We start from the raw sequence: 24,787 nt of genomic DNA, 5'->3' as shown, positions 1-24,787 counted from the left end.
CCCCTGAGCCATTTACTGCCAAAGGATTTGTGAGCTTATGCCCAGACTCGAGCAACGCTTTGATTATGTAAAAGTGTCTCTGGCCTCACCCGAGCGCATCATTCAGTGGGGACAGCGCACCCTCCCCAACGGTCAAGTGGTGGGCGAGGTCACCAAGCCAGAAACGATTAACTATCGCACCCTCAAGCCGGAGATGGATGGCCTCTTCTGCGAACGGATTTTTGGCCCTGCCAAGGATTGGGAGTGCCACTGCGGTAAATACAAGCGGGTGCGCCATCGCGGTATTGTCTGCGAGCGCTGCGGCGTTGAAGTCACCGAATCACGGGTGCGCCGCCATCGCATGGGCTACATTAAGTTGGCTGCCCCAGTGACCCATGTCTGGTATCTGAAGGGGATTCCCAGCTACATGGCAATCCTGCTGGATATGCCCCTGCGGGATGTAGAGCAAATCGTCTATTTCAACTCCTACGTCGTCCTGGATCCGGGCAATCACCCTGGCCTCAGCTACAAGCAGCTCCTGAGTGAAGATCAGTGGCAGGACATCGAAGAGGAGATCTATCGGGAGGACTCGGAGCTAGAAGGTGTGGAGGTGGGCATTGGGGCTGAAGCCATTCAACGCCTGCTACGGGATTTGGACTTGCAAGCGGAGGCCGACCAACTGCGGCAGGAAATCCTTAACTCCAAAGGGCAAAAACGCGCCAAGCTCATCAAACGCCTGCGGGTCATTGATAACTTTATTGCCACTGGCGCCAAGCCGGAATGGATGGTCTTGACCGTGATTCCCGTGATTCCACCGGATCTGCGGCCAATGGTGCAGTTAGATGGCGGGCGCTTTGCCACCTCTGACCTTAATGACTTATACCGCCGTGTCATTAACCGCAACAACCGCCTGGCCCGCCTGCAAGAGATTCTGGCGCCCGAGATTATTGTCCGCAATGAGAAGCGGATGCTGCAAGAGGCGGTGGATGCCCTGATTGATAATGGTCGTCGCGGTCGCACGGTGGTGGGGGCCAATAACCGTCCTCTGAAGTCCCTGTCCGACATTATTGAGGGGAAACAGGGACGCTTCCGCCAAAACCTCCTTGGGAAACGGGTGGACTACTCCGGTCGGTCGGTGATTGTGGTGGGGCCAAAACTGCAAATGCACCAGTGTGGCCTGCCTCGGGAAATGGCCATTGAACTTTTTCAGCCCTTTGTGATTCACCGCTTGATTCGCCAACAAATTGTCAACAACATTAAGGCGGCCAAGCGCATGATCCAGCGCAATGATCCTCAAATTTGGGATGTGCTGGAGGAGGTCATTGAGGGTCACCCCGTGCTGCTCAACCGTGCGCCAACACTCCACCGTTTGGGGATTCAGGCCTTTGAGCCGATTCTAGTGGAAGGGCGGGCAATTCAACTGCACCCCTTGGTGTGTCCTGCCTTCAACGCCGACTTTGACGGTGACCAAATGGCGGTGCACGTGCCCCTTTCGATTGAGGCACAGGCGGAGGCGCGGATGCTGATGCTCGCCTCGAATAATATCCTGTCGCCGGCCACGGGTAAGCCAATTATTACCCCCAGCCAAGATATGGTTTTGGGCTGCTATTACTTGACGGCAGAAAATCCAAAGCTGCCAGATTATAGCGATCGCTACTATGCCAACTTCCAGGACGTGGTCATGGCCTACGAACAAGGGCACTTGCCTCTCCATGCCTTTGTTTGGGTGCGCTACGACGGTGAAGTGGACGATGGTGACACCAGTGAACCCCAGATTACGACCTATGAAGATGGTTCCCGTTTGCTGGAGTATGCCCTGCGTCGGGTCAAGGAGGATGCCAACGGTCAACGGATTTCCCAATACATCCGCACAACACCCGGTCGCATTATCTACAACCAAACGATTCAAGAAGCCCTAGCCAGTTAATTTGGGAGACCCCAACACCATGACAGAGAAAAAGCCTATTTTCTTTAACCGCATCATTGACAAAAAAGGCTTGCGGGACCTGATTGCCTGGTCCTTTAGCAACTTTGGCACTGCCCGCACAGCGGAAATGGCTGACAAAATCAAAGACCTGGGCTTTCATTATGCCACCCGCGCCGGTGTCTCCATCAGTGTCGATGATCTGCTTGTGCCCCCCAAAAAACAGGAACTCCTTGAAGCGGCAGAAAAGGAAATTAAAACCGCCCAGGAGCGCTACTCCCGGGGTGAAATCACGGAGGTGGAACGCTTCCAAAAGGTGATTGATACTTGGAACAGCACAAACGAAGAATTGAAAAACGAGGTGGTGCGGCACTTCCGCAATACTGATGTCCTCAACTCCGTGTACATGATGGCCTTCTCCGGGGCGCGGGGGAACCTCTCGCAGGTGCGCCAGTTAGTGGGCATGCGCGGTTTGATGGCTAATCCCCAAGGGGAAATCATTGACCTGCCGATTAAAACCAACTTCCGCGAAGGTCTGACGGTGACGGAGTACATTATCTCCTCCTACGGTGCGCGCAAAGGACTAGTGGATACGGCATTGCGGACCGCAGACTCCGGTTACTTGACCCGGCGCTTGGTGGATGTCTCCCAAGATGTGATTATCCGCGAAGAGGATTGTGAAACAGAGCGAGGCATTACGCTGCGCAGTATGACCGTGGGGGATAAGGTATTGGCCCTACAGGATCGCCTTTTGGGCCGGGTGGTGCTCAATGATGTCCGCCATCCGCAAACGGGCGAAGTGCTGGTGGCCAAAAATCAAGCCATCTCCGCTGATTTGGCTAAGAAAATTGTTGATGCCGGTATTGAAGAAGTGGTGGTGCGATCGCCCCTCACCTGCGAGGCCACTGGCTCTGTGTGTCGTTTGTGCTACGGCTGGAGCCTTGCCCATGCCCGACTGGTGGATATGGGAGAAGCGGTCGGCATTATTGCTGCTCAGTCCATTGGCGAACCCGGCACGCAGTTGACGATGCGCACGTTCCACACCGGTGGGGTGTTTACTGGGGAAGTGGCCCGCCAAGAACGCGCTCCCTTTGCCGGCACGGTGGAGTACGGCAAGAAATTACGGGTACGTCCCTACCGCACTCGCCACGGTGATGATGCTTTTATTGTCGAAACCGCTGGCAAGCTCGTCGTCAAAGGCGGTCAGCAACGTCAAGAATTTGACCTCTCCCAAGGGTCAATTGTTCTAGTGGCGGATGGTGAAACCGTTGCAGCGGGTCAATTATTGGCGGAGGTGGCACAGGCCGCCCGCAGTGTCCGCAAGGCCACGGAGAAAGTCACAAAGGATGTGGCCTCGGATTTGGCGGGTCAAGTGAAGTTCGTCAACCTAGACGCGGAGGAGAAGCGCGATCGCCAAGGCACTACAACCCGCATTGCCCCCAAAGGTGGGTTGATTTGGGTGCTGTCGGGGGAAGTGTACAATCTGCCCCCTGGTGCTGAGCCGGTTGTTAAAAATGGCGATCGCATTGAAGCGGGAGCCGTCCTGGCAGAAACCACTGTGAAAACCGAGCATGGGGGGGTGGTGCGTCTCCCTGAACAACAGGACAGCAAAGGCGGTCGCGAGGTGGAAATTATTACCGCTTCGGTGATGCTGGATAAAGCAAAGGTGCTCAAGGAAACACAGCAGGGACGCGAGCACTACATTATTGAAACCGCCACTGGCCAGCGCTTTTCCCTGAAGGCCGCCCCCGGCACCAAGGTGGCCAATGGTCAAGTGGTAGCTGAGCTGATTGACGATCGCTACCACACCACGACGGGCGGTATCCTCAAATACGCTGACATCGAAGTGGCCAAAAAAGGCAAAGCCAAGCAGGGCTATGAAGTCCTCAAGGGGGGGACCCTCCTATGGATTCCCGAAGAAACCCACGAGGTGAACAAGGATATTTCCCTGCTGATGGTGGAGGACAACCAATACGTCGAAGCGGGGACTGAGGTTGTCAAGGACATCTTTTGCCAAAACAGTGGTGTTGTCGAAGTCATCCAGAAAAACGACATCCTGCGGGAAATTATTATCAAGCCTGGCGAACTTCACCTTGTGGATGATCCGGAAGCAGCACGGCTGAAGCATGGCACATTGGCCCGTCCCGGGGAAGAAGTCCTCCCCGGCCTTGTGGTCGACACCCTCTCGCAAGTGGATTACCTGGAGGACACCCCCGAAGGACCAGCGATTCTTCTGCGCCCTGTTCAAGAATTTAGCGTTCCTGATGAGCCATCGGTACCCAGCCAAGACTCCAGTGATGGTTCAGGGCAGTCGATTCGCCTGCGGGCCGTACAGCGGTTGCCCTACAAACACGATGAGCGGGTCAAATCCGTTGATGGCGTTGATCTGCTGCGGACGCAGTTAGTCCTTGAAATTGGCAGCGAAGCCCCACAACTTGCCGCTGACATTGAAATTGTCACGGATGAGGTAGATCCAGAAGCCCAGCGCCTCCAACTGGTGATTCTTGAGTCCTTGATTATTCGCCGTGACATTGCTGCGGATCAAACCCAAGGGAGCACCTTTACCTCCCTTCTGGTCAAAGATGGTGATCACATTGGCCCCGGTGCTGTCATTGCCCGCACCGACATCAAAGCCAAGCAAGCGGGGGAGGTGCAGGGAATTGTGCGCAGTGGCGAATCCGTTCGCCGCATTCTGGTTGTTACCGATAGCGATCGCCTGCGGGTAGAGACCAATGGTGCCAAGCCCACCGTCAAAGTTGGTGATCTGGTGCGTCCCGGCGATGAACTGGCCAAGGGGGTCACTGCTCCTGAAACCGCCGCTGTTATGGCAGTGGCCGATGACCACGTGATCCTGCGCTTAGCCCGTCCCTACCTGGTCTCGCCGGGGGCAGTGCTGCAAATTGAGGAGGGCGACCTTGTGCAACGGGGGGATAACCTCGCCCTGTTGGTATTTGAGCGGGCGAAAACGGGTGACATCATTCAGGGGTTACCTCGGATTGAAGAACTCCTTGAAGCTCGCCATCCCAAGGAAAAATGCGTGCTGGCGGTGCGCCCCGGCACCTGTCAAGTCACCTACAACAGTGACGACAGCGTAGAGATCAAAGTCATTGAAGAGGATGGCACAATTCAGGAATACCCTGTCCTGCCGGGTCAAAACCCCTTGGTGGTGGATGGTCAAAAGGTCAATCTTGCTGACCCCCTCACCGATGGTCCTGTGGATCCCCACGACATCCTCTCAATTTACTTTGAGTACTACAAACCCCAAGGGTTGCTCAAAGCTGCCCAAACTAGCCTTGAGAAGGTGCAATCCTTCTTGGTCAATGAGGTGCAGTCGGTGTATCTCAGTCAAGGTATTGAGATTGCCGATAAACACATTGAGGTGATTGTCCGCCAGATGACCTCCAAGGTGCGGATTGACGATGCGGGCGATACCATCCTGCTCTCCGGTGAACTCATGACTCTGCGGCAGGCGGAACAAGCCAACGAACCCATGGCGCTGACCGGTGGTGCACCCGCCCAATATACCCCTGTTCTGTTGGGGATTACCAAGGCCTCGCTGAATACCGACAGCTTCATTTCAGCCGCCAGTTTCCAAGAGACGACACGGGTACTTACTGAAGCAGCCATTGAAGGCAAGTCGGATTGGCTGCGGGGACTCAAGGAAAACGTGATCATTGGCCGTCTCATCCCAGCCGGCACCGGCTTCAACAGCTACGAGGAAAGTAGCAACGGTGACGAAGAGTGGGAAGAGGGTGAAGATCGCTTGGGCCAAACCCACGTTATCAGCCCTGAACCCGAATCACCAAAGATGACGGTCAATGTGACGGCTGACCTCGGTGAAGATGTTCTCATTGATGACGAAACGGCACCCCACGTGATTGAAAAGATTACGGGAGGGGCTCGCGATTTTGAATTCGCCAGTAGTGATGTTGAGGAGGACGAACTCACAGAGGAGGACGATGACTATGGGGATGAAGAGGAGGAGGACGCCTTCTAACTAAAATTCCCTTGATTCAAGAAGGCTACGGTAGGCGTTGGCACCCAATCCAACAGTAGGGGTCGGTCACTTGCCGTAGCTTTTTGGTTCTCGGGCAAGAAGAGCCTACCAGCGCAGAAGGTTGGTGCAGGGATGCAAGAAGCCTGTGCCATACTCTAAAATTGCAGTGGAGGGGTCAAAGTAAAAATTACTCTTTCATGCCTGTTTCAGCATCTTCCAGCCTCAGGGCTGATCAGTTTCGTCATCCCCGCGATCGCGAGGCCACCCAAGCGCTCCAACAACTGCCGGGGTTAAATCTTCTTGTGCGATCGCTCCTAGGCTCAGTGGCAGAGCAGGCCTTTTACCTGGAAAACATTGGCAGTAGTCTGCGCCTTAGTGAACAGCAACTTCCAGATATTTACCATCTCCACACTGAGGCTTGCCGTATTTTAGGCCTAGAGCCCCCCCAACTCTATCTCAAGCAACATCCCGTCCCCAATGCCTATACCTTTGCCATGCGGGGTAAGCAGCCCTTTGTGGTACTACACTCGGCCCTAGTTGAGCTACTGACCCCCCAAGAGTTGCAGGCAGTCCTGGCGCACGAGTTGGGACATCTAAAGTGTGAGCATGGCGTGTATCTGACGATCGCCAACCTGCTGCTTTTTGCCGCTAGCCAACTTTCCCCTTGGGGCTTGCTCTTGGCCCAGGGGCTGCAAACGCAATTGCTCCACTGGCTGCGCTGTGCTGAACTCACCTGCGATCGCGCGGCATTGTTGGTAACCCAAGACCCACGGATTGTGGCCTCGGTACTCATGAAACTCTGTGGTGGCTCTCCGCAGTGGAGCGATCGCCTCAATCTCGACGCCTTTATTGCCCAAGCCCGGGAATATGAGGCTGCCGATCGGGGTTGGTACTATCTTTTCAAGGAATTGCAGGCCAGTCAACTCACCCACCCCCTACCGGTTCTGCGGGCCCGGGAGATTCTTGATTGGGCGGAAACTCAGCAGTACGATCGCCTCCTGAAGCAGTTACACCCCACTCGTCAATAACGATGGCCAAGCCGGCTCCCTATCAACCCCTTTTGCTGCGCCTTACCCATGGGGCGATCGCGATTCTGGTGCTACTTGCTCTTCTGTCAGGGTTTTGGGTCTATAACACCTACGACGGCCGCTGGGGATCCCTGCCCCTACCCCAGATTCCCGATATCCAAGGTCTCCACGGGACAATTGCCCTTGTGCTGCTGTTGCTGTTTCCCCTCTTTGCTCTTTACTGTTTCCATTGGGGCGATCGCCGGCTGTTGCACAAAAAATCCTTGGCACAACTTTCCCAAGGGAATTGGCCTGCTTGGCAGCGGTTGGCAAATACCCTAATGCTGGTGGCTGTCACCTTTGCCCTGATCACGGGGCGGATGATGAAAGAGGAGTGGTTGCCCGCAGGCGATCTCAATCGAGGCTGGTATTTAGCGCATTTAGGCGCTTGGAGTGGGGTGCTCCTGGGCTTGCTGTCTCACCTGATTCTGGGGGCAAAGGCAGGGGGGCGGGCCCTTTTGGCGTCAATGATCAGTTTTGCAATCCGCCCAGAGGATCGGCGGCTCCAGAACTGGTGGCGTGGGGGTAGGCTTAAACCTTCTAGTCAACTGTTGCTTGGTCTAGAAATCAGTGTTTTGCTGGGGATTGGGGCGGCTTTTGTCTTGCCGGCTGTTATAGCTGCTCAATAATGCCCCGCAGGCGATCGTAGTCATCCTTGAGGAGTCGGTTCAGGTATTGGGCTGCTTGCACCAGCCACTGGCGATCGCGCTGTCGGAGTTGATACAAGGAACGGAGGGTTGCGGCCACCAGGGCATCTCCGGGACCATAGCGTAGGGTCAACAGTGTTCGCAAAAAGGTCAATGTGCCACTGAAGGCAATCACCTCCTCCGGGGGACACCCATAGACCTGCTGGTGCATCTGGGGTGGGTGGGGGGGCAAATGGTGATAAAAGTGCTCCCTTTCCTGAAAGCCAGCTATAGCGATTGTGACCTCGGTTTTCAACATAGCGAAAATATGGGGCTGCTCTTCTCGTAGTTGCTCTAGGGAGAGCCCCAAGGCAGTGGCACGGTGAATTGTGTCAATGGGAGCCGTCACTACGTAGGCGACAACACCATAAATGACGCGATCACCTTCGGGAATCCGCACCCAACTACCTAGGGCTGGCACTACCGGAAAATCAAGGCCAGGGGGCTCGTGGCACTGGGCAATGCAGTGATCCGTTGCCGTCTGGATAATTTCAGCAAAGGGCTGGGGGGGAGGCGATCGCCGCGCCATCGTTTACTTTTTCGCTTTCGCTTTTTCCTTGGGCGTGACCACCACTGGTTCTAGCTCGCTGGCCTGAAAAGTCACCAGTTTATCCCAGTTCCCTCCCTCAAAGAGCACTGCTACTTTGCCGTCTGTGATCCGCTGCACAATCCCCTGAAATTGGTAGTAAGTATCGTTGGGATTGGTAACCTTCACGGTCATACCGGGGAGAATCGTCATGATTAAGTCAGTGGCCATCGTTTTATCCCAAAGCCGTTTATGGGAGTTTATTATCTCCTGCCTTTGACCCATTTGGGCTTTGCTGAGGGGTAGCAAAGGATAAGTATCAGCTATTGGCCTGATCATATTTTCTTTAACGGAGAGGGAGGGATTCGAACCCTCGGATAGGAGTTACCTGCCTATCAACAGATTAGCAATCTGCCGCTTTCGACCACTCAGCCACCTCTCCTTCTTGAGGGTTCTTTATTCTAGATCAGTTTTCTCCTCGTTTTCAATCCTTGTGGTCTGCGTATCTGCCCCTGTTGCCCTAGGGGGCGATCGCAACCGAGAATCCATGCTAGAGTTTTGCAGAATGGGTGTGTTGTGGGAGGGAAGCAAATGGCTGGATGCTGGCAATCTTCACCAGTGCTTAAGCGCAGTTCTGCCGTGGCTCAGTTGAGCAGGTTGCACATCTAAGTTTCCATGTTGCATGATTTTGCCCTGAACCCCCCAAAAATGCTGCTGTCGGGACTCGTGGCGATCGCCCCTGTGACGCTGCCTAGCCTCGCGCAGGCCACACCCACACCTAGCCCAGGGGCACCGCCGTCTTCTCAAGCCCCAGCGTCGGATGCCCTGGCGCCTCTTAACCCCAATCCCGATAGACTGGCGCTTCCTGAGAGGCTCAACATCGATCTCAATCAACCCCTTACCCTAGAGCAAGCGATTCAGGTGGCCATTCGCAACAACATTGGCCTCCAAATTAGTGAGCTACAACTACAGCAGGCACGGGCCCAACTGCGACAGGTGGAAGCCCAGCTTTATCCCACCCTGACCTTTCAAGCCAGCATTGGCCAAAATACTACCCCCGGCGGCCAGCCTGCCTACCTCCCCCTCAACTTTCAGCAGCAGCTCTCTTTACAACAGCAGCAACAGCAACAGGCTCAGCAACAGCTTCTCGCTCAGCAACTGGCTGCCAGCAGTCTTTTGAATACTCAGGTGCAACGGCTCCAACAGCGATTTCAAGGCCCCCAGCTAAGAACATTTTCAGATCAGCAAAACCTTGAGCTGCAACAGCAACTGCAACAACTGCAAAATAGTGCCAGCCAGGCTGCCACGCCCTCCAACTTCACGCCGATTACCCTTGCCCCAGTCAACCAACTCAACCCTACGAATTTTCTCACCAATCTTTTTGGGGCGACGAGTGGGGCAACTGCCAATGTCGCCCTAGTGATGAACTATAGGTTGTTTGCGGGGGGCGGGCGATCGGCGGCGATTCAAGCGGCTCGCGACCAAGTGCGCCTCAGTGAACTGGAGGTACAACGCCAACGCCAACAACTGATCCTTGATGTAACAAACGATTACTATTTGGCGCAACAGGCCAAGGTACAGGTACAAATCGCTGAAGCAGCAGTAGCCAATGCCCAGGTGACCCTGCGGGATGCGACCGCCTTTGAGCAAGCAGGGATTGGGACGCTATTGGATGTACGAACTGCTGAGGTGAACCTTGCCAATGCTCAGCAAAACTTGAATCAAGCGCGCAATTTGGAAATCACGACCCGGCGACAATTGTCACAGCGATTGAATGTCAATCAGAGGGTGGATGTGGCGATCGCTGAGGGCGTTAAACCCGCTGAGGAATGGCCCCTTTCCCTTGAGGACAGTATTCTCCTTGCCTATCAGAACCGTGTGGAGTTAGAGCAGCAACTCCTGCGGCGGCGCATTGCCCTGAGCAATCGTCAAGTGGCCTTAGCTACTACCCGCCCTCAACTCAGCCTCTTTGCCAGTGGCAATATGCTGGACAAAGTCACCGATGATCTAGGCCCTCGCTTTGGCTATGGGGTAGGGCTGCAAATGCAACTAGCCCTCTTTGAGGGTGGCAATGCCCGGGCGAGTGCAGCTCGTCAAGAAGCCCTTGCAGCCAGTGCCGAGGAACAGTATGCCAACCAAAAGAACAGCATTCGCCTTGAGGTGGAAACAGCCTACATCAATCTCAAAGCCAATGAGAAAAACATTGCCACTGCCCAAACTGCTGCTACCCAAGCCACTGAAGGACTGCGCCTAGCGCGGTTGCGCTTCCAAGCGGGGGTGGGGACTCAACAGGAAGTGACTAACGCCGAAGCTAATTTGACCCAAGCCCAAGGCAATCTGCTGGCAGCTATTTTGAACTACAATCGCTCCTTAGCAGCGTTAAAGCGGGCGGTGGGTTATCCAGAAAGCACAGGTTTAGGAGGAAGGCAATAACGGATGGGCGATCGCAAGCGGGCATTGATCACGGGCATCACTGGCCAAGATGGCTCCTACCTCAGTGAGCTGCTCTTGGAGAAAGGCTATGAAGTGCATGGCATTATTCGCCGCACCTCCACATTTAATACTGATCGCATTGACCACATTTACGTTGACCCCCACCAAGAGGGGGCTACTCTGCGCCTACACTATGGTGATCTCACCGATGGCAGCACCCTGCGGCGCATTATCGAACTTAGCCAGCCCGATGAAATTTATAATCTGGGGGCGCAATCCCACGTGCGGGTAAGCTTTGATGCTCCCCAATATACCGTTGACACTGTTGCCATGGGAACCCTGCGGCTCCTAGAGGCCATTCGCGAATACCAAGAGCGCACCGGCAAACAGGTGAAGTTTTACCAGGCGGGTTCCTCGGAGATGTTTGGCCTCGTGCAGGAGGTACCGCAGCGGGAAACCACGCCCTTTTATCCCCGCAGTCCCTATGCCTGTGCTAAGGTCTATGCCCATTGGCAAACGGTCAATTATCGCGAGGCCTATAACCTTTTTGCCTGTAATGGCATTCTCTTTAACCACGAAAGCCCGCGGCGGGGTGAAACATTCGTGACCCGCAAAATTACCCGTGCCGTTGCCCGCATTGTGGCTGGCCAGCAAAACAAGCTCTATTTGGGCAACTTAGACGCCAAACGGGACTGGGGCTACGCCAAGGACTATGTACGTGCCATGTGGTTAATGCTGCAACAGGAGCAACCCGATGACTATGTGGTGGCCACGGGGGAAACCCACTCTGTGCGGGAATTTCTCGAGCTGGCCTTTGGCTATGTGGATCTGAACTGGGAGGATTACGTGGAATTTGACCCCCGCTATCTGCGTCCCACGGAGGTGGATCTACTCTTGGGGGATCCCACTAAGGCAAAAACGGTATTGGGTTGGCAGCCCTCGGTTACATTTCCTGAACTAGTGGCCCTAATGGTGGAAGCAGATCTCCATGCCGTGGGAATTCAAGGAACTACTCCCAAAACCACTTCCGACACCGTGCTGGATCTCATTGCCCAGCGACAGTTGATCAGTAAGGCAGACTAGCCATGGATTTGAGTCAAAAAAGAATTCTCGTTACAGGGGGAGCAGGATTTTTGGGACGCCACGTGGTGGCACAGTTACAGGTAGCTGGAGCAGTCCCTGAGCAAATTACGGTGGTGCGATCGCGCGACTACGATCTACGGCAACTGTCTGCTTGTCAAGCTGTGGTTCAAGGTCAAGATATTGTCATTCACCTTGCTGCCCATGTGGGAGGGATTGGTCTCAATCAAGCCAAGCCCGCCGAGCTGTTTTATGACAATTTGCTCATGGGGGCACAACTCATTGATTGTGCCTATCGCGCTGGCGTGGAAAAATTCGTCTGTGTGGGCACGATTTGTGCCTATCCTAAATTCACTCCTGTTCCCTTCAAAGAAAGTGATCTTTGGAACGGTTACCCCGAAGAAACTAACGCTCCCTACGGCATTGCTAAAAAAGCCCTTCTTGTGCAATTGCAGGCCTATCGGCAGCAGTATGGCTTTAATGGCATTTATCTCCTGCCGGTAAACCTCTATGGCCCTGGAGATAACTTTGATCCTCAGAGTTCCCACGTAATTCCTGCCTTGATTCGCAAAGTGCATACTGCCCAGCAACAGGGGGATCCTCGGATTGCCGTATGGGGCGATGGCACTCCTAGCCGTGAATTCCTTTATGTGGAGGAGGCTGCCCGCGGCATTGTCATGGCTACCCAAGCCTACGATCATCCCGATCCTGTGAACCTTGGCACCGGTGAGGAGATCACCATTCAGAATCTGGTGGCTCTCATCTGTGAACTGATGGGGTTTCAAGGCCAAATTGAGTGGCAAACGGATAAGCCCAATGGTCAACCCCGCCGCTGCCTCGATACCACTAAGGCAAGAGAAGCCTTTGGTTTTCGTGCCCAAATTTCCCTTAAAGAAGGCTTAAAACGTACAATTTGTTGGTACCGTCAGCACGCTACATCCCTATGAGAGACTGGCTCCGGATTATTCAGGAGATTGCCGAAGACATCTTTCAAGAGTTAGGAAGTGGTTTTAGCGAGGCGATCTACCAAAAAGCTTTTGAGGTTGCCCTGCGGGAACGGCAAATTGAGTACGAAGAACAACGCAAGGTACCGATTTTCTTTCACGGTTATTTTGTGGGGGAAGCTATTCCCGATCTGATTATCCGTGACAATGACCAAGCGGTTGTTGTGGTTGAACTCAAAGCCGTTCAGAATATTGGCGATAAAGAAGTCAAGCAAGTCAAGAAGTACATGGAGACCCTGAAGATTCCTGTGGGGGTTGTCATCAATTTTCCTGCTGCCACAGCAGCAGATCGGCCACAGATTATTGAGGTAAACCTAAGCTCTTAATTGTTCAATTGTTCAAAATCCCCCTATCCTAAAGGCTCTGCCGATACTGAGCTAGTAGGGTAATCACCTGCATTAGCACCTCTCGATTGTGAGGCGAGGGGTCAACTAAAAAGTTTAGGAGTGCAAGATCGCGTTCAGCTTCGATTCTAGCTCGGCGAGTTGCTCGTTCTGCTTCTGCAATTCGGCGTTGTTCCTCAATAATTCTTCGTTGCTCTTCTGCAATTCTTTGAGCCTCTGCTTGTACCAAGCGATCTGTTTCTCGGTTTCGACGGTTCCACTCAACGCTGAGATTAACCACTGCCACCAAGAGGGCCGCCACGGTGAGTCGGTTACTCCAGGTGCGGGGGTGGGCAAGGTATCCGAGGAGGGTGAAGTCGGTCTGGTCATAAAATCTCAGAAAGGCAATACTGATGACTAAAATCGTAAGGAGTGTGTTGGGAAGCAGGGAAAGCAGATTAATCCAGCGGCTCATATCTTTATCCTAAAGATTCTGCCGATACTGAGCCAGTAGGGTAATCACCTGCATTAGCACCTCTCGATTGTGGGGCGAGGGGTCAACTAGAAAGTTTAGGAGTGCAAGATCGCGTTCAGCTTCGATTCTAGCTCGGCGAGTTGCTCGTTCTGCTTCTGCAATTCGGCGTTGCTCTTCTGCAATTCTTTGAGCCTCTGCTTGTACCAAGCGATCTGTTTCTCGATTTCGACGGTTCCACTCAACGCCGAGATTAACCACTGCCACCAAGAGGGCCGCCACGGTGAGTCGGTTACTCCAGGTGCGGGGGTGGGCAAGGTATCCGAGGAGGGTGAAGTCGGTCTGGTCATAAAATCTCAGAAAGGCAATACTGATGACTAAAATCGTAAGGAGTGTGTTGGGAAGCAGGGAAAGCAGATTAATCCAGCGGCTCATACTCGCATCCTACTCCCTTCTATCCAGTATTAGCACAGTTGATTGAGGGGAGGCTGGCCACGCATTTGCCGCAAGACATTCAGGCACAGGGGACAATGACAACCAAACAGCGCGATCGCGGTGTGACTTTCTTCCTCAGTAAATTCCAGTACAGGAGGGGGCAGCGAGCCATTATCGCGGCTGGCTTCCAGACAAATGCTCACTTGAGGACGAATAACGCAAGTTACGACCCTTTTCGCAACGGTAGAGTACCGGATTTTTGGAAAAGGTCTGTACCGCTAGTCTAACGATGATTGCTTCACTTGAGGGACCTGCACCCTATTCTGAATGCCAAAGCTTGTTGTGCCCTTAGGCTGGATGTTGTCGTTGCTGGCAATTGGTTGTCGGACAGGGGACGCGATCGCCCACAATCAGGGTACGCCATTGATCTGGCTTTAAGCGCCTTTGTGCCACCCGTTGCAGATCCGCCGCAGTTGCTGCTTTGACAGCTTGCTGATAGCGGAAGATAAAATCCTGCGGCAAATCATAGTATTCGTAGCGCAGGAGGCGATTTAGAATTTGCAGGCGATCGCGAAAATTAAAAACAAATGAATTCAGAATGCTGTCCTTGGCATAATTCAGTTCTGCTGAGCCAACAGGTTCCTGTTGCAATCGCTCAATTTCCTGGCGGAGGGCGCTGAGAAATTTGGCTGTGGTCTCTGTTTGGGTTTGGCCGACACCATAAAACACCCCCGGATAGTCAAACTCCGGACTCCAAGCGGCATAGACACTATAGGCCAACCCTTGGCGCGATCGCACTTCATTGAAAAGACGCCCGCCAAAGCCATTGAGAACCCCATTGAGCACATAGAGGGTAAACACATCCGGATCCTTGAGGCTTCCCCCCAATTGGCCGGTATAGATGTAGCTTTGGGAAAGATGGGGGCGATCAATCACCACCGTTACTGGGGAGGTATCGGCCGTCACTGGCGGCAAGGGAGGAAGTGGTGGTAAGTGCGGCGGATCCTGCCATGGACCAAAAATTGCCTCCAGGCGATCGCCCATTGCCGGGGCATCAAAATCGCCCACCAAGCCCAAAATGCAGCGGGAGGGAGCCAGATAGGTCCGGTAAAATTGCTGCACATCGGCAGGGGTAATATTGGCCAGTGTGTCTAGCTCTTGAGTGCGGGCGTAGGGACTCTCAGGGCCATAAATCAGCTTGTAAAATTCCCGTTCTGCTTGGGCATTGGGTTGATCATCCCGGCGTTGAATGATTCCCTGGCGGCGCCGAATCGCCAATTCAAAGCGCTCTGGTTCTACTGCTGGGGCTTGGAGCATTTCCGCCAGTAGGTTCAGTACTGCCTCGCTGTGCTCCTTGAGGCTGTTGAAATTAATCCGTCCTAAACTTTTGCCAACGCCGGATTCAATAGAGGCCGCCCGATCCTCCAGCCATTCGTCAATTTCGGCAGCTCGGTGGGCTTGGGTGCCCCCTGTGCGAATCAGATCGCCGCTGATTTCTGCCAAACCCACCTGTGCCGGTGGATCCCAGCGACTACCGGCCCGAAAGATCAAGGTGCCCCGCACTAGAGGCCACTCGTGATCCTCAAGGAGATAGACCACCATGCCATTGCTCAACTGACGGCGCTCATAGGCCGGTACTTGAATTTCTGGTAACGGCGCAAAGGTCAATTCGGTGTAGTGCTTCGGGGTCATGGCCATTGCCGGGGAGGGTGGGATCAACCATAGCAGCAGAGCAGATAAAACACCAAGGTAGAGCGATCGCCAAAATAAGCAGCACAGTTGTAGACAAGTAGCCATCATGGGAATCAGCAGCGGGTAAGAACAACATACTTGAGTAAAGCCCACTCAGTACCAATACAGTCGGCAAAAATGACTCTAAAAATTTCAAGAATGGTTAACTCATTCTCGGCAGTGTCAAGAAAAGATTGCATCGAAATCAGGGAAATTTTCTGGAAATAGGATAAAACTTCAAGCCCTAGAATAGGAATGGCAGTATTGGGTCTGTCACCAAAGCGGGTTTGATTTGGTAGGCTTTAAGCAAAAACGATTCCCTCAAGTACTCCTTGCCGAGGCCATTGATGTGAAGTCTGATCTGCCGAAGAGGTGGCGCCATCTCCTGGTCATTCAAGATCGAGAAGGGCGGCATACCATTCACTTGGAAGCGAGCACCTATACCATTGGGCGGCACCCCAGCAATAGGATTGTGCTTAAGTCGCCAATGATTTCCCGTCAGCACGCGGTTTTGCTACGGATGTTGGATCCCGGCAGTGGCAACTTTTTCTTTCGCCTCATTGATGGTGACCTCCAAGGAAGACGCAGCATCAACGGTTTAACGGTGAATGGCAAGCCCTGCCAGTCCCATATTCTTCAGCATGGGGATGTCATTGTCTTTGGCGGTGATGTGCGCGCCCGCTACCACGCGATCGCTGACATTTCTGACTCAGGGCTCGATCGCTACACCCGCGCCCTGGAAAGATGTAGCCTGCCGGATCAAGCGGTGGCCTCCTGGGGAACTGCCTTCAGCAGCAGTGAAATGTCAGAGGCGACGGAAATTCAACTGCTGCGGTTATCTTCGTTTCCAGAGTTAAGTCCCTATCCCATTATTGAACTGGCTGCCAATGGTCAACTCACCTACCTCAATCCAGCGGCAATTCAGGAATTTCCCGATCTAGGGGAACTGGATGGGCAACATCCGCTGCTATCGCGCCTCAAAAGCTGGTTCTTGCAGGAAAAGCGATTTGCCGTCGAGGAAATCAATGTTGGCGATCGCACCTACGAAGTGACAATCCATCTGTTGCAGGAGAGCCAATTAATTCGCTGCTACCTCACCGACATTACTGAGCGCAAACGTTCAGAACTGGCTCTGCGCATTAGTGAGGAACGCTATGCTCTGGCCGCTGAAGCGGCCAATGATGGCCTTTGGGATTGGCACATTGGCAATCGCTCCGTGTACTATTCTCCCCGCTGGGAGCTGCTCATTGGGGAGCCCCCCGGTAGCCTCCAACCCACCATTGAGGAATGGTGGCGGCGAGTCCACCCCGATGACCTAGAGCAGTTGCGCCAGAACATAAAGGAGCACCTCTTCGGCAGCCGTCCTTGCTTTGATTGTGAATTTCGGATAAGGCATCGCGACGGCAGTTACCGCTGGATGCGATCGCGGGGAAAAGCCCTGCGCAACCAGAAGGGTCAGCCCTACCGCATGGGAGGTTCCATGACCGATGTCACGGAATATCACCTGATTCAGGAGAAAATTCTTCACGATGCCCTCCACGATGCCATGACCGGTCTGGCCAACCGCGTTCTCTTGATAGACCGTCTCACCCAGGCCATTGCTCGCCGCCAGCGACGTCCTAACTCCCTCTTTGCGGTGCTGTTTTTGGATGTGGATCGCTTTAAGGTGATTAACGATAGCCTAGGGCACTTAGCGGGAGATCAACTCCTGATTGGCATTGGCCAGCGCCTGAGGGCTTGTACCCGCCCTGAGGATACGATCGCCCGCCTTGGTGGCGACGAATTTGCCATTCTGCTAGAGGACCTAAGCGACCCAGCCCAGGCAATGAAAGTAGCAGAACGAATTTTGATGGTCTTGGGCCGCCCCTTCCTTCTGGAAGGCCATGAAATCTTTACCACTGCCAGTATTGGCATTGCCTTTCCGTGGGAGGACAGTCAGACCGCTGAGGACCTACTGCGGGATGCCGATACTGCCATGTACCGCGCCAAATCCCTTGGTAAAGCTCGCTATGAGGTCTTTAGTATGACGATGCGTGCCCAGACGATAGCCCTCATGCAAATGGAAACGGAGCTGCGACGGGCGGCAGAGCGTGAGGAATTTTTGGTGTACTATCAGCCGATTGTCGATCTAGCAACGCTCAAGATGGTGGGTTTTGAGACGCTGCTGCGTTGGCAACATCCCGAACGGGGCATCATTTCCCCTGGGGAATTCATGGCGGTGGCCGAAGAGACGGGGTTGATCCTACCCATCAGTTGGTGGGTTATGGCAGAGGCTTGCCGCCAAATGCAGCGCTGGGCAGTGATCTTTCCCCGCAGTCGCAAACTCAGGATTGGTGTCAACCTCAGTGGACGTCATTTTCAACAGGCGGATTTGCTGCCCAATTTAAGGTCTATTTTGGCGGAAACGGGATTTCCAGCACAGCGACTCTGCCTTGAGGTGACTGAAGGGATTCTCATTGATAACAAGGAGGTGGCGATCGCCACCCTTGAGGAAATTCGTGCCATGGGCATTGGCGTGTCCATGGATGATTTTGGCACGGGGTATTCTTCCCTGAGCTATTTGCACCGCTTTCCCATTGACACGCTTAAAATTGATCGCACGTTCATTTCTGCCCTCAATAGTGAGGAATCTTCAGCGACAATTGTGCATGCCATTCTTATGCTGGCGCATTCTTTGCGGCTGCAGGTGGTGGCGGAGGGCATTGAAACCCGCGAACAGTATCGTGCGCTCCAAGCCCTAGGGTGCAACTATGGCCAAGGTTATTTCTTTGCTCGCCCCCTCTCAGCGCGGCAGGTGGAAAAATTATTGGCGAGACAATCTTTGCCGCCCCTAGTACGCCCCAGTACCGAAGAGGACAATACGCACGGTCTCCACAAGGATTTCTAAATCCAGATTTAGGGACCAGTTGTCAATGTAGTAAAGGTCAAGGCGGGCCGCTTCATCAAAATTGCTAATCCGAGAGCGGCCAGAAATTTGCCACAGCCCTGTAATGCCAGGCATCACCTGATGGCGAATATGATGCCAAGAATGGAAACGGGCAACATCCCGCAGGGGTAGGGGACGCGGTCCCACTAAGCTCATCTCTCCCCAGAGGACGTTAAACAGTTGGGGCAGCTCATCAATGCTGGTTTTGCGCAGGAAACTGCCGAGGCGGGTGCGACGGGGGTCATTCTTTACCTTGAAGAGAATGCCATCGGCAGATTCGTTTTGTGCCTCCAAATGGGCTTGGAGTTGCGGTGCATCGGCCCGCATGGTGCGAAATTTCCACATCTGAAAGACTTGTCCATGGAGTCCCACTCGCTCTTGGCGAAAAAAGACAGGCCCTGGGGAGGTGAGTTTGATGGCGATCGCCACCACCACAAATAGGGGCGCTAGCACCACAATGCCAATGAGGGCCAACATCACGTCCAAATAGCGTTTCAGGCGATACTCGCAGCCATTGAGATACGTCATATCTACCCGCAGGGTAGGCAAAGCCGCTACAATTTCCGGGGTGCCCCGTCGGTAAAGCATTTCCAAGCTGGAGGGGATCAACCGTAGGGAAATGCCCTCTTGGCGCAGTTGCCAATAGAGTGCTGAGGCGAGGTGGGCAGGGGGTAGGCCTTCTACGATCACCTCTTGGGCTTGGCAGTTGAGAATCTCCGTTAAGGTTTGTGGTTCGTTAGCCATCGTAGCGATCGCACTGCCGACAATTTTGTAGTTGGCGCGTTGTTCCAGCAGGGCGCTGAGATACTCCTGCCGCTCTAGGGGGGCCACGAGAAACGCCCGTATGGGTCGCCGCAGGGTGAAAATTCTGAAGCCCAAACTGACCCCTAGGCGCAAGATCACTGCCAGCACAACACTTAGACCCCAAGCACTAAAAAACAGTGAGCGCGGCAAATCCACTTTGGGGTCATAGAAGTAGGCGATCGCCAGCGCCAACAGGTAGCCCAAGCTCAATACCTTGGCTAGGCGCAAATAATTTTTCCAATGGCCGCGCGGATGGTACAGCCCACTCACAGCAATCAAAAACAACAGACCCGCTGCAAAGAGCCAAAAGACACTGGGCAATCCCCACCAATACCACGCTGCCAAATCAGGGGGCAAGGGCGCATAGAAGCGATTGAGCTCTAGGCCCAATTTCCACGCCAACACCAACCCCCCTAAGTCACTGGTCAATAGCAGTAGGGCAACGACCGTTTCTGGGCGCAGCCCCAGCCGACGGCAGCGGGGTGCCCGAAGATCACGGGGGAAAGCTTGGGAACGCATTATCGCAGCAAGACAACAACCATGGTTAGGGTTTAGTATTCCGCAGAACCCCTGGGGGCGATCGCAGTGCAAGATCTCTTTGCAGACCCCAATAGATGCTTGAGAATGGGGAGAGATAGCCCATAACCCCCCTGAAAAACGCCATGTCCAGTGATTTGATTTACCCTTCCACCCTCTTGCTCACTAGCCTCTTGGCCATTGGGTTTGTCTTTTTTATTCGTGCCTCCACCAAAGAACGCATTGAAACCAAAGAATGGTTCATTACCCAGCCCCTTGCTGAACTTGCTCCCCGGCTCAAGCAATATTTCCAGCAGCGGGGCTATCGGCTCCACGCCGTCAGTGCCGATGGCACTGAAGTGACCTTTCGGGGACAGGTTGCCGCCAGTCCCTGGATGGCTGCATTCCTCTTTGCCCTAGCTGTCGCCGCTACCACAGCCATTGCCTTGGTGTTGACTGCGCTCTTTCCCAACTGGGGTATCTTGGCCTTTGGGCTCATTGGCCTCACCCCCATTGCCCCCTGGTTCTACTGGCGCGGTGCCCAGCGGCTCGAAACCGTCAAGCTCTCCTTGCAACCCCATGGGATCGGAACCCAAGTCACCCTAGAGGGACACCGCGATGAGCTAATCACCCTTGAGGACACGGTGCTGAGGGCCTAGGAAAAAGTCGGGGGTATTCTTCAGATCAGGCGCATAACCCCAAAAACAGCACAGGATAATTTTTTGACCCCCTGGAATAGAAGTTGAATGACCGACTCCCCGACGACCACCGTCACCGACCAACGCACATTTGCCCAACTCCTCCTAGACCTTGATATTTACCTCAGTCCCCAAGAGGTGGACCGCTTAGAGGGTAAATTTCGGGTGTATTTGGCCTGTAGGGGCTATCCCTTGACAACCGTGTCCTACTGTGGTGTTGAGCGGCACACCGACAGTGAGGGTCGCTTGATTGCTGAAACGGTCAAGCCCAGTTCCCTTGAAATGAATGCCTCCTTCAAGCGAGCCGCCCAGTGCGCCCAGATGTCCCTGAGTCACCTCAGTGCGATGAGCGAACGCTTTCTGGGGGATCTGCAAGACTTGGCCAGAAGCCACGGCTACCCCAAGCGGTTGGGAACGGATCTGGCGCGGGGAATTCTCGCCAACTATTGGCAACAGTGGGGGCGGGAACGGTTTTACCAATGGGTGATTTGGTTGGTGGAAAATTACACCAATGAATCGACGGCAGAAATTCGTAAATTGAGCAAAATCTATGAAACAGCGTTAGAAATTTATGATCAACTGTTTCGTGATTATTGCAGCTTTTCACCGCGTCTAGGGGCGAAATAATCCCCAACTTCAGCGGGGGACTTTGCTAGAATCAGTCAACAGATAGTTTTTCTGTGGTCAGCGGTAGGCTATCGCTCCTAGGTATTTTGCGAGGTCGGGTTTTTATGCACCTAAGTGAACTCACCCATCCCAACCAGTTGCATGGGTTGTCCATTGCCCAATTGACTCAAATTGCCGCCCAAATTCGCGACAAACACCTGGAAACCGTGGCGGCGACCGGTGGCCATCTCGGTCCGGGCTTGGGTGTTGTGGAACTCACCCTCGCACTCTACCAAACCCTTGATTTAGAGAAGGATCGCGTCGTCTGGGATGTGGGGCACCAAGCCTATCCCCATAAAATGTTGACCGGTCGCTACAACAACTTCCACACCCTGCGCCAAAAAGGGGGGATTGCGGGCTACTTAAACCGACGGGAAAGTCCCTTTGATCACTTTGGGGCGGGTCATGCCTCCACAAGTATTTCGGCGGCTTTGGGGATGGCGATCGCCCGCGATCTCAAGGGGGAAAACTTCAAGGTCGTGGCCATTATTGGCGATGGCGCCCTGACGGGGGGCATGGCCCTAGAGGCAATTAACCATGCCGGCCACCTGCCCCACACCAACCTGATGGTGGTCCTCAACGACAATGAAATGTCTATTTCCCCCAATGTGGGGGCGATTCCCCGCTATCTGAATAAAATTCGCCTCTCACCGCAGGTGCAATTTATTACCGATAACCTTGAAGAGCAGTTCAAACATATCCCCTTCTTTGGTGAAAACCTGACCCCGGAGATGCAGCGCCTCAAGGAGGGAATGAAGCGCCTTGCGGTTCCTAAGGTGGGCGCTGTCTTTGAGGAGTTGGGCTTTACCTATGTAGGCCCTGTGGATGGCCATAATTTGGAGGAACTGATTGCCACATTCCAGCATGCCCACACCATTCCCGGCCCAGTGCTAGTTCATGTGGCAACCGTGAAGGGCAAAGGCTACGCGATCGCCGAAAAAGATCAAGTGGGCTACCATGCCCAAAATCCCTTTGATCTGGTCACCGGTAAGGCCAAACCCTCCAGCAAACCCAAGCCCCCCAGCTACTCCAAGGTCTTTGGCGAAACCCTGACGAAACTGGCAGAAAATGATCCGCGCATTGTGGGTATTACAGCGGCGATGGCCACGGGTACAGGGCTAGATATTCTTCAAAAACGGGTGCCAAAACAATACATTGATGTCGGGATTGCCGAGCAGCATGCGGTAACAATGGCGGCGGGGATGGCCACCCAGGGAATGCGCCCCGTAGCGGCAATTTACTCCACGTTCCTACAGCGCGCCTATGACCAAATTGTCCATGATGTCTGCATCCAAAAGCTACCGGTCTTCTTCTGCATGGATCGGGCGGGGATTGTCGGTGCCGATGGCCCTACCCACCAAGGGATGTATGACATTGCCTATTTGCGCTGCCTACCCAATATGGTGCTGATGGCACCCAAGGATGAGGCAGAACTGCAACGGATGATTGTAACGGGCATCAACTACACCGATGGACCGATCGCCCTGCGCTATCCCCGCGGCAATGGCTATGGTGTCGCCCTGATGGAGGAAGGCTGGGAACCCCTTGAAATTGGCAAAGGAGAGCTGTTGCGCTCCGGTGAAGATCTTCTCCTAGTGGCCTACGGCTCAATGGTCTATCCGGCGATGCAGGTGGCGGAAATCCTCAAGGAACACGGCATGAGTGCCGCCGTGATCAATGCTCGCTTTGCTAAGCCGTTGGATACGGAGTTGATTCTGCCCTTGGCAAAACAAATTGGCCGTGTGGTCACCCTGGAGGAGGGCTGCTTGATGGGAGGCTTTGGCTCGGCAGTACTTGAGGCCCTGCAGGAGGCAGATATTCTGGTGCCGGTACTGCGTTTGGGGGTACCGGATATCTTGGTGGAGCACGCCAGCCCCGATGAATCAAAGGCCGACTTGGGACTGACGCCCCCCCAAATGGCGGAAACCATTATGCAAAAGTTTGGGGTTCCTCAACGGGCAACCGTCGTTACAGCCTCCTAGGCATGGGCGAGGACAACAACTGCATTTTGACCCCCAAAGCCATAACTACAGCAGAGAATGTGCTCTAGGGGAGCAGAACGTGTCTGTTGGACAATATCCAGCTCAAAGTTGGGGGTTTGACAGCCAACACAGGGGGGAATCTGTTGTTCCCGCAACGACAGGCAGGAGAGGGCGATCGCGATCGCGCCAGCAGCACCTAGGGTATGTCCAAGGGCACCTTTATGACTGGTGACGGCAACCCTGTGACCAAAAAGGGTTTCAATCCAAGCGGCTTCGGCGGCATCGTTACGCCGCGTGCCGGTACCGTGACTATGGATATAGTCAATCTGGGGCGGTGTTAGCTCGGCCTGAGCCAAGGCCTTTTGAATCGCTAGGAGAGCACCCGTTTGGTTGACACTGGGCGCAGCCATATTCTCAGCATCGGCACTTAGACCCACCCCAGCAATTCGGGCATAGGGTTCAATACCCCGCGATCGCGCCCGTTCTGGGGATTCCAAGACGAGGAGGGCACCGCCGGCCGCTAAGCCAAATCCCTGCCGCTGGCGATCAAAGGGAGCTGCCCGCTCCGGAGCCAAGACCCCCAACTGGCGAAAGCCAGCCAAGGTTAAGGGGGAGATGGCGGATTCAACGCCTCCAGCCAACACCAAATCACAATATCCCTGCGCAATCAACAGTGCCCCTTGGGCGATCGCCCACAGTCCTGTGGCACAGGCGGCGGTGGGATTGAGCACGATTCCCTGAATGCCCGCGATTTGGGCTACCTGTTGTGAGACAGTTGCTGGCAAGGTTTGTAACCATCTTTCTCGCGACAGAGAAGGCTGTCGTAACCATGTTTCCCACTGGGCTTGAAAGCCGCGACTGGAGCCGACCACTACCCCGGCACTGCCTAGGGGAGCCGTTAATTTTGCATCGTTGAGCGCTTGAGTTGTCGTCGTTTCAATAATTTTCTCGATAGGCAAGGTGGTTGCACCCACCAGTCCTTGAGGGGTGGCGATGAGTGCTGTCTTGCCCTGACAGTACCGCTGCCATGTGGCGATCGCCGTGTCCCCCAGCGCTGTCCATAGACCAATCCCAGTAATAACAACATTCACTGCCCAATCAATTCAAGATATGATCGACGCAATCAACGTAATCGACATCGTGACGTGAGGACAGCAGGTTTGGAAACGGCAGCAGAGTACTGTGTAGTGATTGTTACCACAGCTACGGAAGCTGAGGCACTTTCCTTGGCGGATCACCTAGTGGCGGAGCACCTGGCTGCCTGTGTGCAGATTCTACCTATTCAATCAATATACCGTTGGCAAGGAGCAGTGCATCGCGATCCAGAATGGCAATTGCTCATTAAAACTCCCATCGCTTTATTTGAGCCAGTGCGCGATCGCCTGTTGGCATTACACAGTTATGAAGTGCCAGAGATCATTGCCCTGCCAATCATTGCTGGTTCTCCTGCCTATTTGAATTGGATCAAAGAGCAAACTCACAAGCCATCTAGAGGTTAAGAAGTCGGGTAGCGGGGGGGCATTACTGCCCCCTAGCCT

21 protein-coding genes and 1 tRNA gene are annotated in these 24,787 nt (G+C 54.1%); 13 read left to right on the top strand and 9 right to left on the bottom strand.

Annotation, left to right across the window (positions count from 1 at the left end):
* Nucleotides 1-37: 37 nt before the first annotated feature.
* The 4 genes from TLL_RS13015 (at nt 38) to TLL_RS03255 (ending at nt 7,596) form a co-directional block, all read left to right on the top strand.
* Nucleotides 38-1,906, top strand: coding sequence for a DNA-directed RNA polymerase subunit gamma (locus tag TLL_RS13015; protein ID WP_011056488.1), 1,869 nt, complete (start codon nt 38-40; stop codon nt 1,904-1,906).
* A 19-nt stretch (nt 1,907-1,925) separates the two neighbouring features.
* Nucleotides 1,926-5,900, top strand: a complete 3,975-nt coding sequence (locus TLL_RS03265; RefSeq protein WP_011056487.1) for a DNA-directed RNA polymerase subunit beta'' — start codon at nt 1,926-1,928, stop codon at nt 5,898-5,900.
* A gap of 197 nt (nt 5,901-6,097) precedes the next feature.
* Nucleotides 6,098-6,928: a M48 family metallopeptidase gene (locus tag TLL_RS03260; RefSeq protein WP_011056486.1), complete on the top strand. Its 831-nt coding sequence runs from the start codon at nt 6,098-6,100 to the stop codon at nt 6,926-6,928.
* Between the two features lie 2 nt (nt 6,929-6,930).
* Complete coding sequence (locus TLL_RS03255; protein ID WP_011056485.1) at nt 6,931-7,596, top strand: cytochrome b/b6 domain-containing protein; 666 nt, start codon at nt 6,931-6,933, stop codon at nt 7,594-7,596.
* Here the strand turns inward: TLL_RS03255 and TLL_RS03250 are convergent.
* The 3 genes from TLL_RS03250 to TLL_RS03240 all read right to left on the bottom strand — a co-directional run bounded on the left by TLL_RS03250 (nt 7,580) and on the right by TLL_RS03240 (nt 8,621).
* A complete protein-coding gene (locus tag TLL_RS03250) occupies nt 7,580-8,182 on the bottom strand; it encodes an HAS-barrel domain-containing protein (RefSeq protein ID WP_011056484.1) in 603 nt (200 codons plus the stop codon). The two genes, TLL_RS03255 and TLL_RS03250, sit on opposite strands and share 17 nt — an antisense overlap.
* Nucleotides 8,183-8,185: 3 nt before the next feature.
* Nucleotides 8,186-8,518: a photosynthetic/respiratory NAD(P)H-quinone oxidoreductase subunit S gene (gene ndhS, locus TLL_RS12675; RefSeq protein WP_011056483.1), complete on the bottom strand. Its 333-nt coding sequence runs from the start codon at nt 8,516-8,518 to the stop codon at nt 8,186-8,188.
* Between the two features lie 11 nt (nt 8,519-8,529).
* A tRNA-Ser gene (locus TLL_RS03240) sits at nt 8,530-8,621 on the bottom strand.
* A 233-nt stretch (nt 8,622-8,854) separates the two neighbouring features.
* On the opposite strand from TLL_RS03240, the gene TLL_RS03235 reads away from it, so the two are divergent.
* From TLL_RS03235 to TLL_RS03220, 4 genes are read left to right on the top strand one after another with little or no spacing between them, the layout of a single operon-like run.
* The gene (locus TLL_RS03235) at nt 8,855-10,612 is read left to right on the top strand and encodes a TolC family protein (RefSeq protein WP_011056482.1); all 1,758 of its coding nucleotides are present in this window, start codon (nt 8,855-8,857) and stop codon (nt 10,610-10,612) included.
* 3 nt (nt 10,613-10,615) lie between these two features.
* Nucleotides 10,616-11,695, top strand: coding sequence for a GDP-mannose 4,6-dehydratase (gmd, locus tag TLL_RS03230; protein WP_011056481.1), 1,080 nt, complete (start codon nt 10,616-10,618; stop codon nt 11,693-11,695).
* 2 nt (nt 11,696-11,697) lie between these two features.
* Nucleotides 11,698-12,639: a GDP-L-fucose synthase family protein gene (locus TLL_RS03225; protein ID WP_011056480.1), complete on the top strand. Its 942-nt coding sequence runs from the start codon at nt 11,698-11,700 to the stop codon at nt 12,637-12,639.
* Complete coding sequence (locus tag TLL_RS03220) at nt 12,636-13,022, top strand: GxxExxY protein (protein ID WP_011056479.1); 387 nt, start codon at nt 12,636-12,638, stop codon at nt 13,020-13,022. Before TLL_RS03225 ends, TLL_RS03220 begins: the two co-directional genes overlap by 4 nt.
* A gap of 28 nt (nt 13,023-13,050) precedes the next feature.
* Here TLL_RS03220 and TLL_RS03215 read toward each other — a convergent pair whose 3' ends face one another.
* The 4 genes from TLL_RS03215 to TLL_RS03200 form a co-directional block, all read right to left on the bottom strand.
* Nucleotides 13,051-13,494, bottom strand: coding sequence for a hypothetical protein (locus tag TLL_RS03215; protein WP_011056478.1), 444 nt, complete (start codon nt 13,492-13,494; stop codon nt 13,051-13,053).
* A gap of 9 nt (nt 13,495-13,503) precedes the next feature.
* Nucleotides 13,504-13,926, bottom strand: coding sequence for a hypothetical protein (locus TLL_RS03210; RefSeq protein ID WP_011056477.1), 423 nt, complete (start codon nt 13,924-13,926; stop codon nt 13,504-13,506).
* Between the two features lie 29 nt (nt 13,927-13,955).
* A complete protein-coding gene (locus tag TLL_RS03205; RefSeq protein WP_011056476.1) occupies nt 13,956-14,129 on the bottom strand; it encodes a hypothetical protein in 174 nt (57 codons plus the stop codon).
* Nucleotides 14,130-14,274: 145 nt separating this feature from the next.
* Nucleotides 14,275-15,726, bottom strand: coding sequence for a M16 family metallopeptidase (locus TLL_RS03200; protein WP_011056475.1), 1,452 nt, complete (start codon nt 15,724-15,726; stop codon nt 14,275-14,277).
* Nucleotides 15,727-15,949: 223 nt separating this feature from the next.
* Between TLL_RS03200 and TLL_RS03195 the strand changes: the two genes are divergently transcribed.
* Nucleotides 15,950-18,544: an EAL domain-containing protein gene (locus tag TLL_RS03195; protein WP_231833818.1), complete on the top strand. Its 2,595-nt coding sequence runs from the start codon at nt 15,950-15,952 to the stop codon at nt 18,542-18,544.
* Here the strand turns inward: TLL_RS03195 and TLL_RS03190 are convergent.
* The gene (locus TLL_RS03190; protein ID WP_011056473.1) at nt 18,488-19,906 is read right to left on the bottom strand and encodes a sugar transferase; all 1,419 of its coding nucleotides are present in this window, start codon (nt 19,904-19,906) and stop codon (nt 18,488-18,490) included. The genes TLL_RS03195 and TLL_RS03190 overlap by 57 nt on opposite strands.
* A 143-nt stretch (nt 19,907-20,049) precedes the next feature.
* Here TLL_RS03190 and TLL_RS03185 point away from each other — a divergent pair, with 143 nt between their 5' ends.
* The 3 genes from TLL_RS03185 (at nt 20,050) to dxs (ending at nt 23,249) form a co-directional block, all read left to right on the top strand.
* The gene (locus TLL_RS03185) at nt 20,050-20,562 is read left to right on the top strand and encodes a cofactor assembly of complex C subunit B (protein ID WP_011056472.1); all 513 of its coding nucleotides are present in this window, start codon (nt 20,050-20,052) and stop codon (nt 20,560-20,562) included.
* Nucleotides 20,563-20,649: 87 nt separating this feature from the next.
* Nucleotides 20,650-21,228 (top strand): hypothetical protein, encoded by a 579-nt coding sequence (locus TLL_RS03180; RefSeq protein ID WP_164920729.1) that lies wholly within the window; start codon nt 20,650-20,652, stop codon nt 21,226-21,228.
* A gap of 104 nt (nt 21,229-21,332) precedes the next feature.
* Nucleotides 21,333-23,249, top strand: a complete 1,917-nt coding sequence (gene dxs / locus TLL_RS03175) for a 1-deoxy-D-xylulose-5-phosphate synthase (protein ID WP_011056470.1) — start codon at nt 21,333-21,335, stop codon at nt 23,247-23,249.
* Here dxs and TLL_RS03170 read toward each other — a convergent pair.
* The gene (locus TLL_RS03170) at nt 23,246-24,340 is read right to left on the bottom strand and encodes a beta-ketoacyl-ACP synthase (protein ID WP_011056469.1); all 1,095 of its coding nucleotides are present in this window, start codon (nt 24,338-24,340) and stop codon (nt 23,246-23,248) included. The genes dxs and TLL_RS03170 overlap by 4 nt on opposite strands.
* Nucleotides 24,341-24,409: 69 nt before the next feature.
* On the opposite strand from TLL_RS03170, the gene cutA reads away from it, so the two are divergent.
* A complete protein-coding gene (gene cutA / locus TLL_RS03165; protein WP_164920728.1) occupies nt 24,410-24,748 on the top strand; it encodes a divalent-cation tolerance protein CutA in 339 nt (112 codons plus the stop codon).
* Nucleotides 24,749-24,787 lie beyond the last annotated feature (39 nt).

The sequence above is a fragment of the Thermosynechococcus vestitus BP-1 genome (assembly GCF_000011345.1).
Taxonomy (GTDB): domain Bacteria; phylum Cyanobacteriota; class Cyanobacteriia; order Thermosynechococcales; family Thermosynechococcaceae; genus Thermosynechococcus; species Thermosynechococcus vestitus.
Note: the sequence above shows the minus strand (reverse complement) of the source record. Positions and strands in the feature narration are given on the sequence as shown.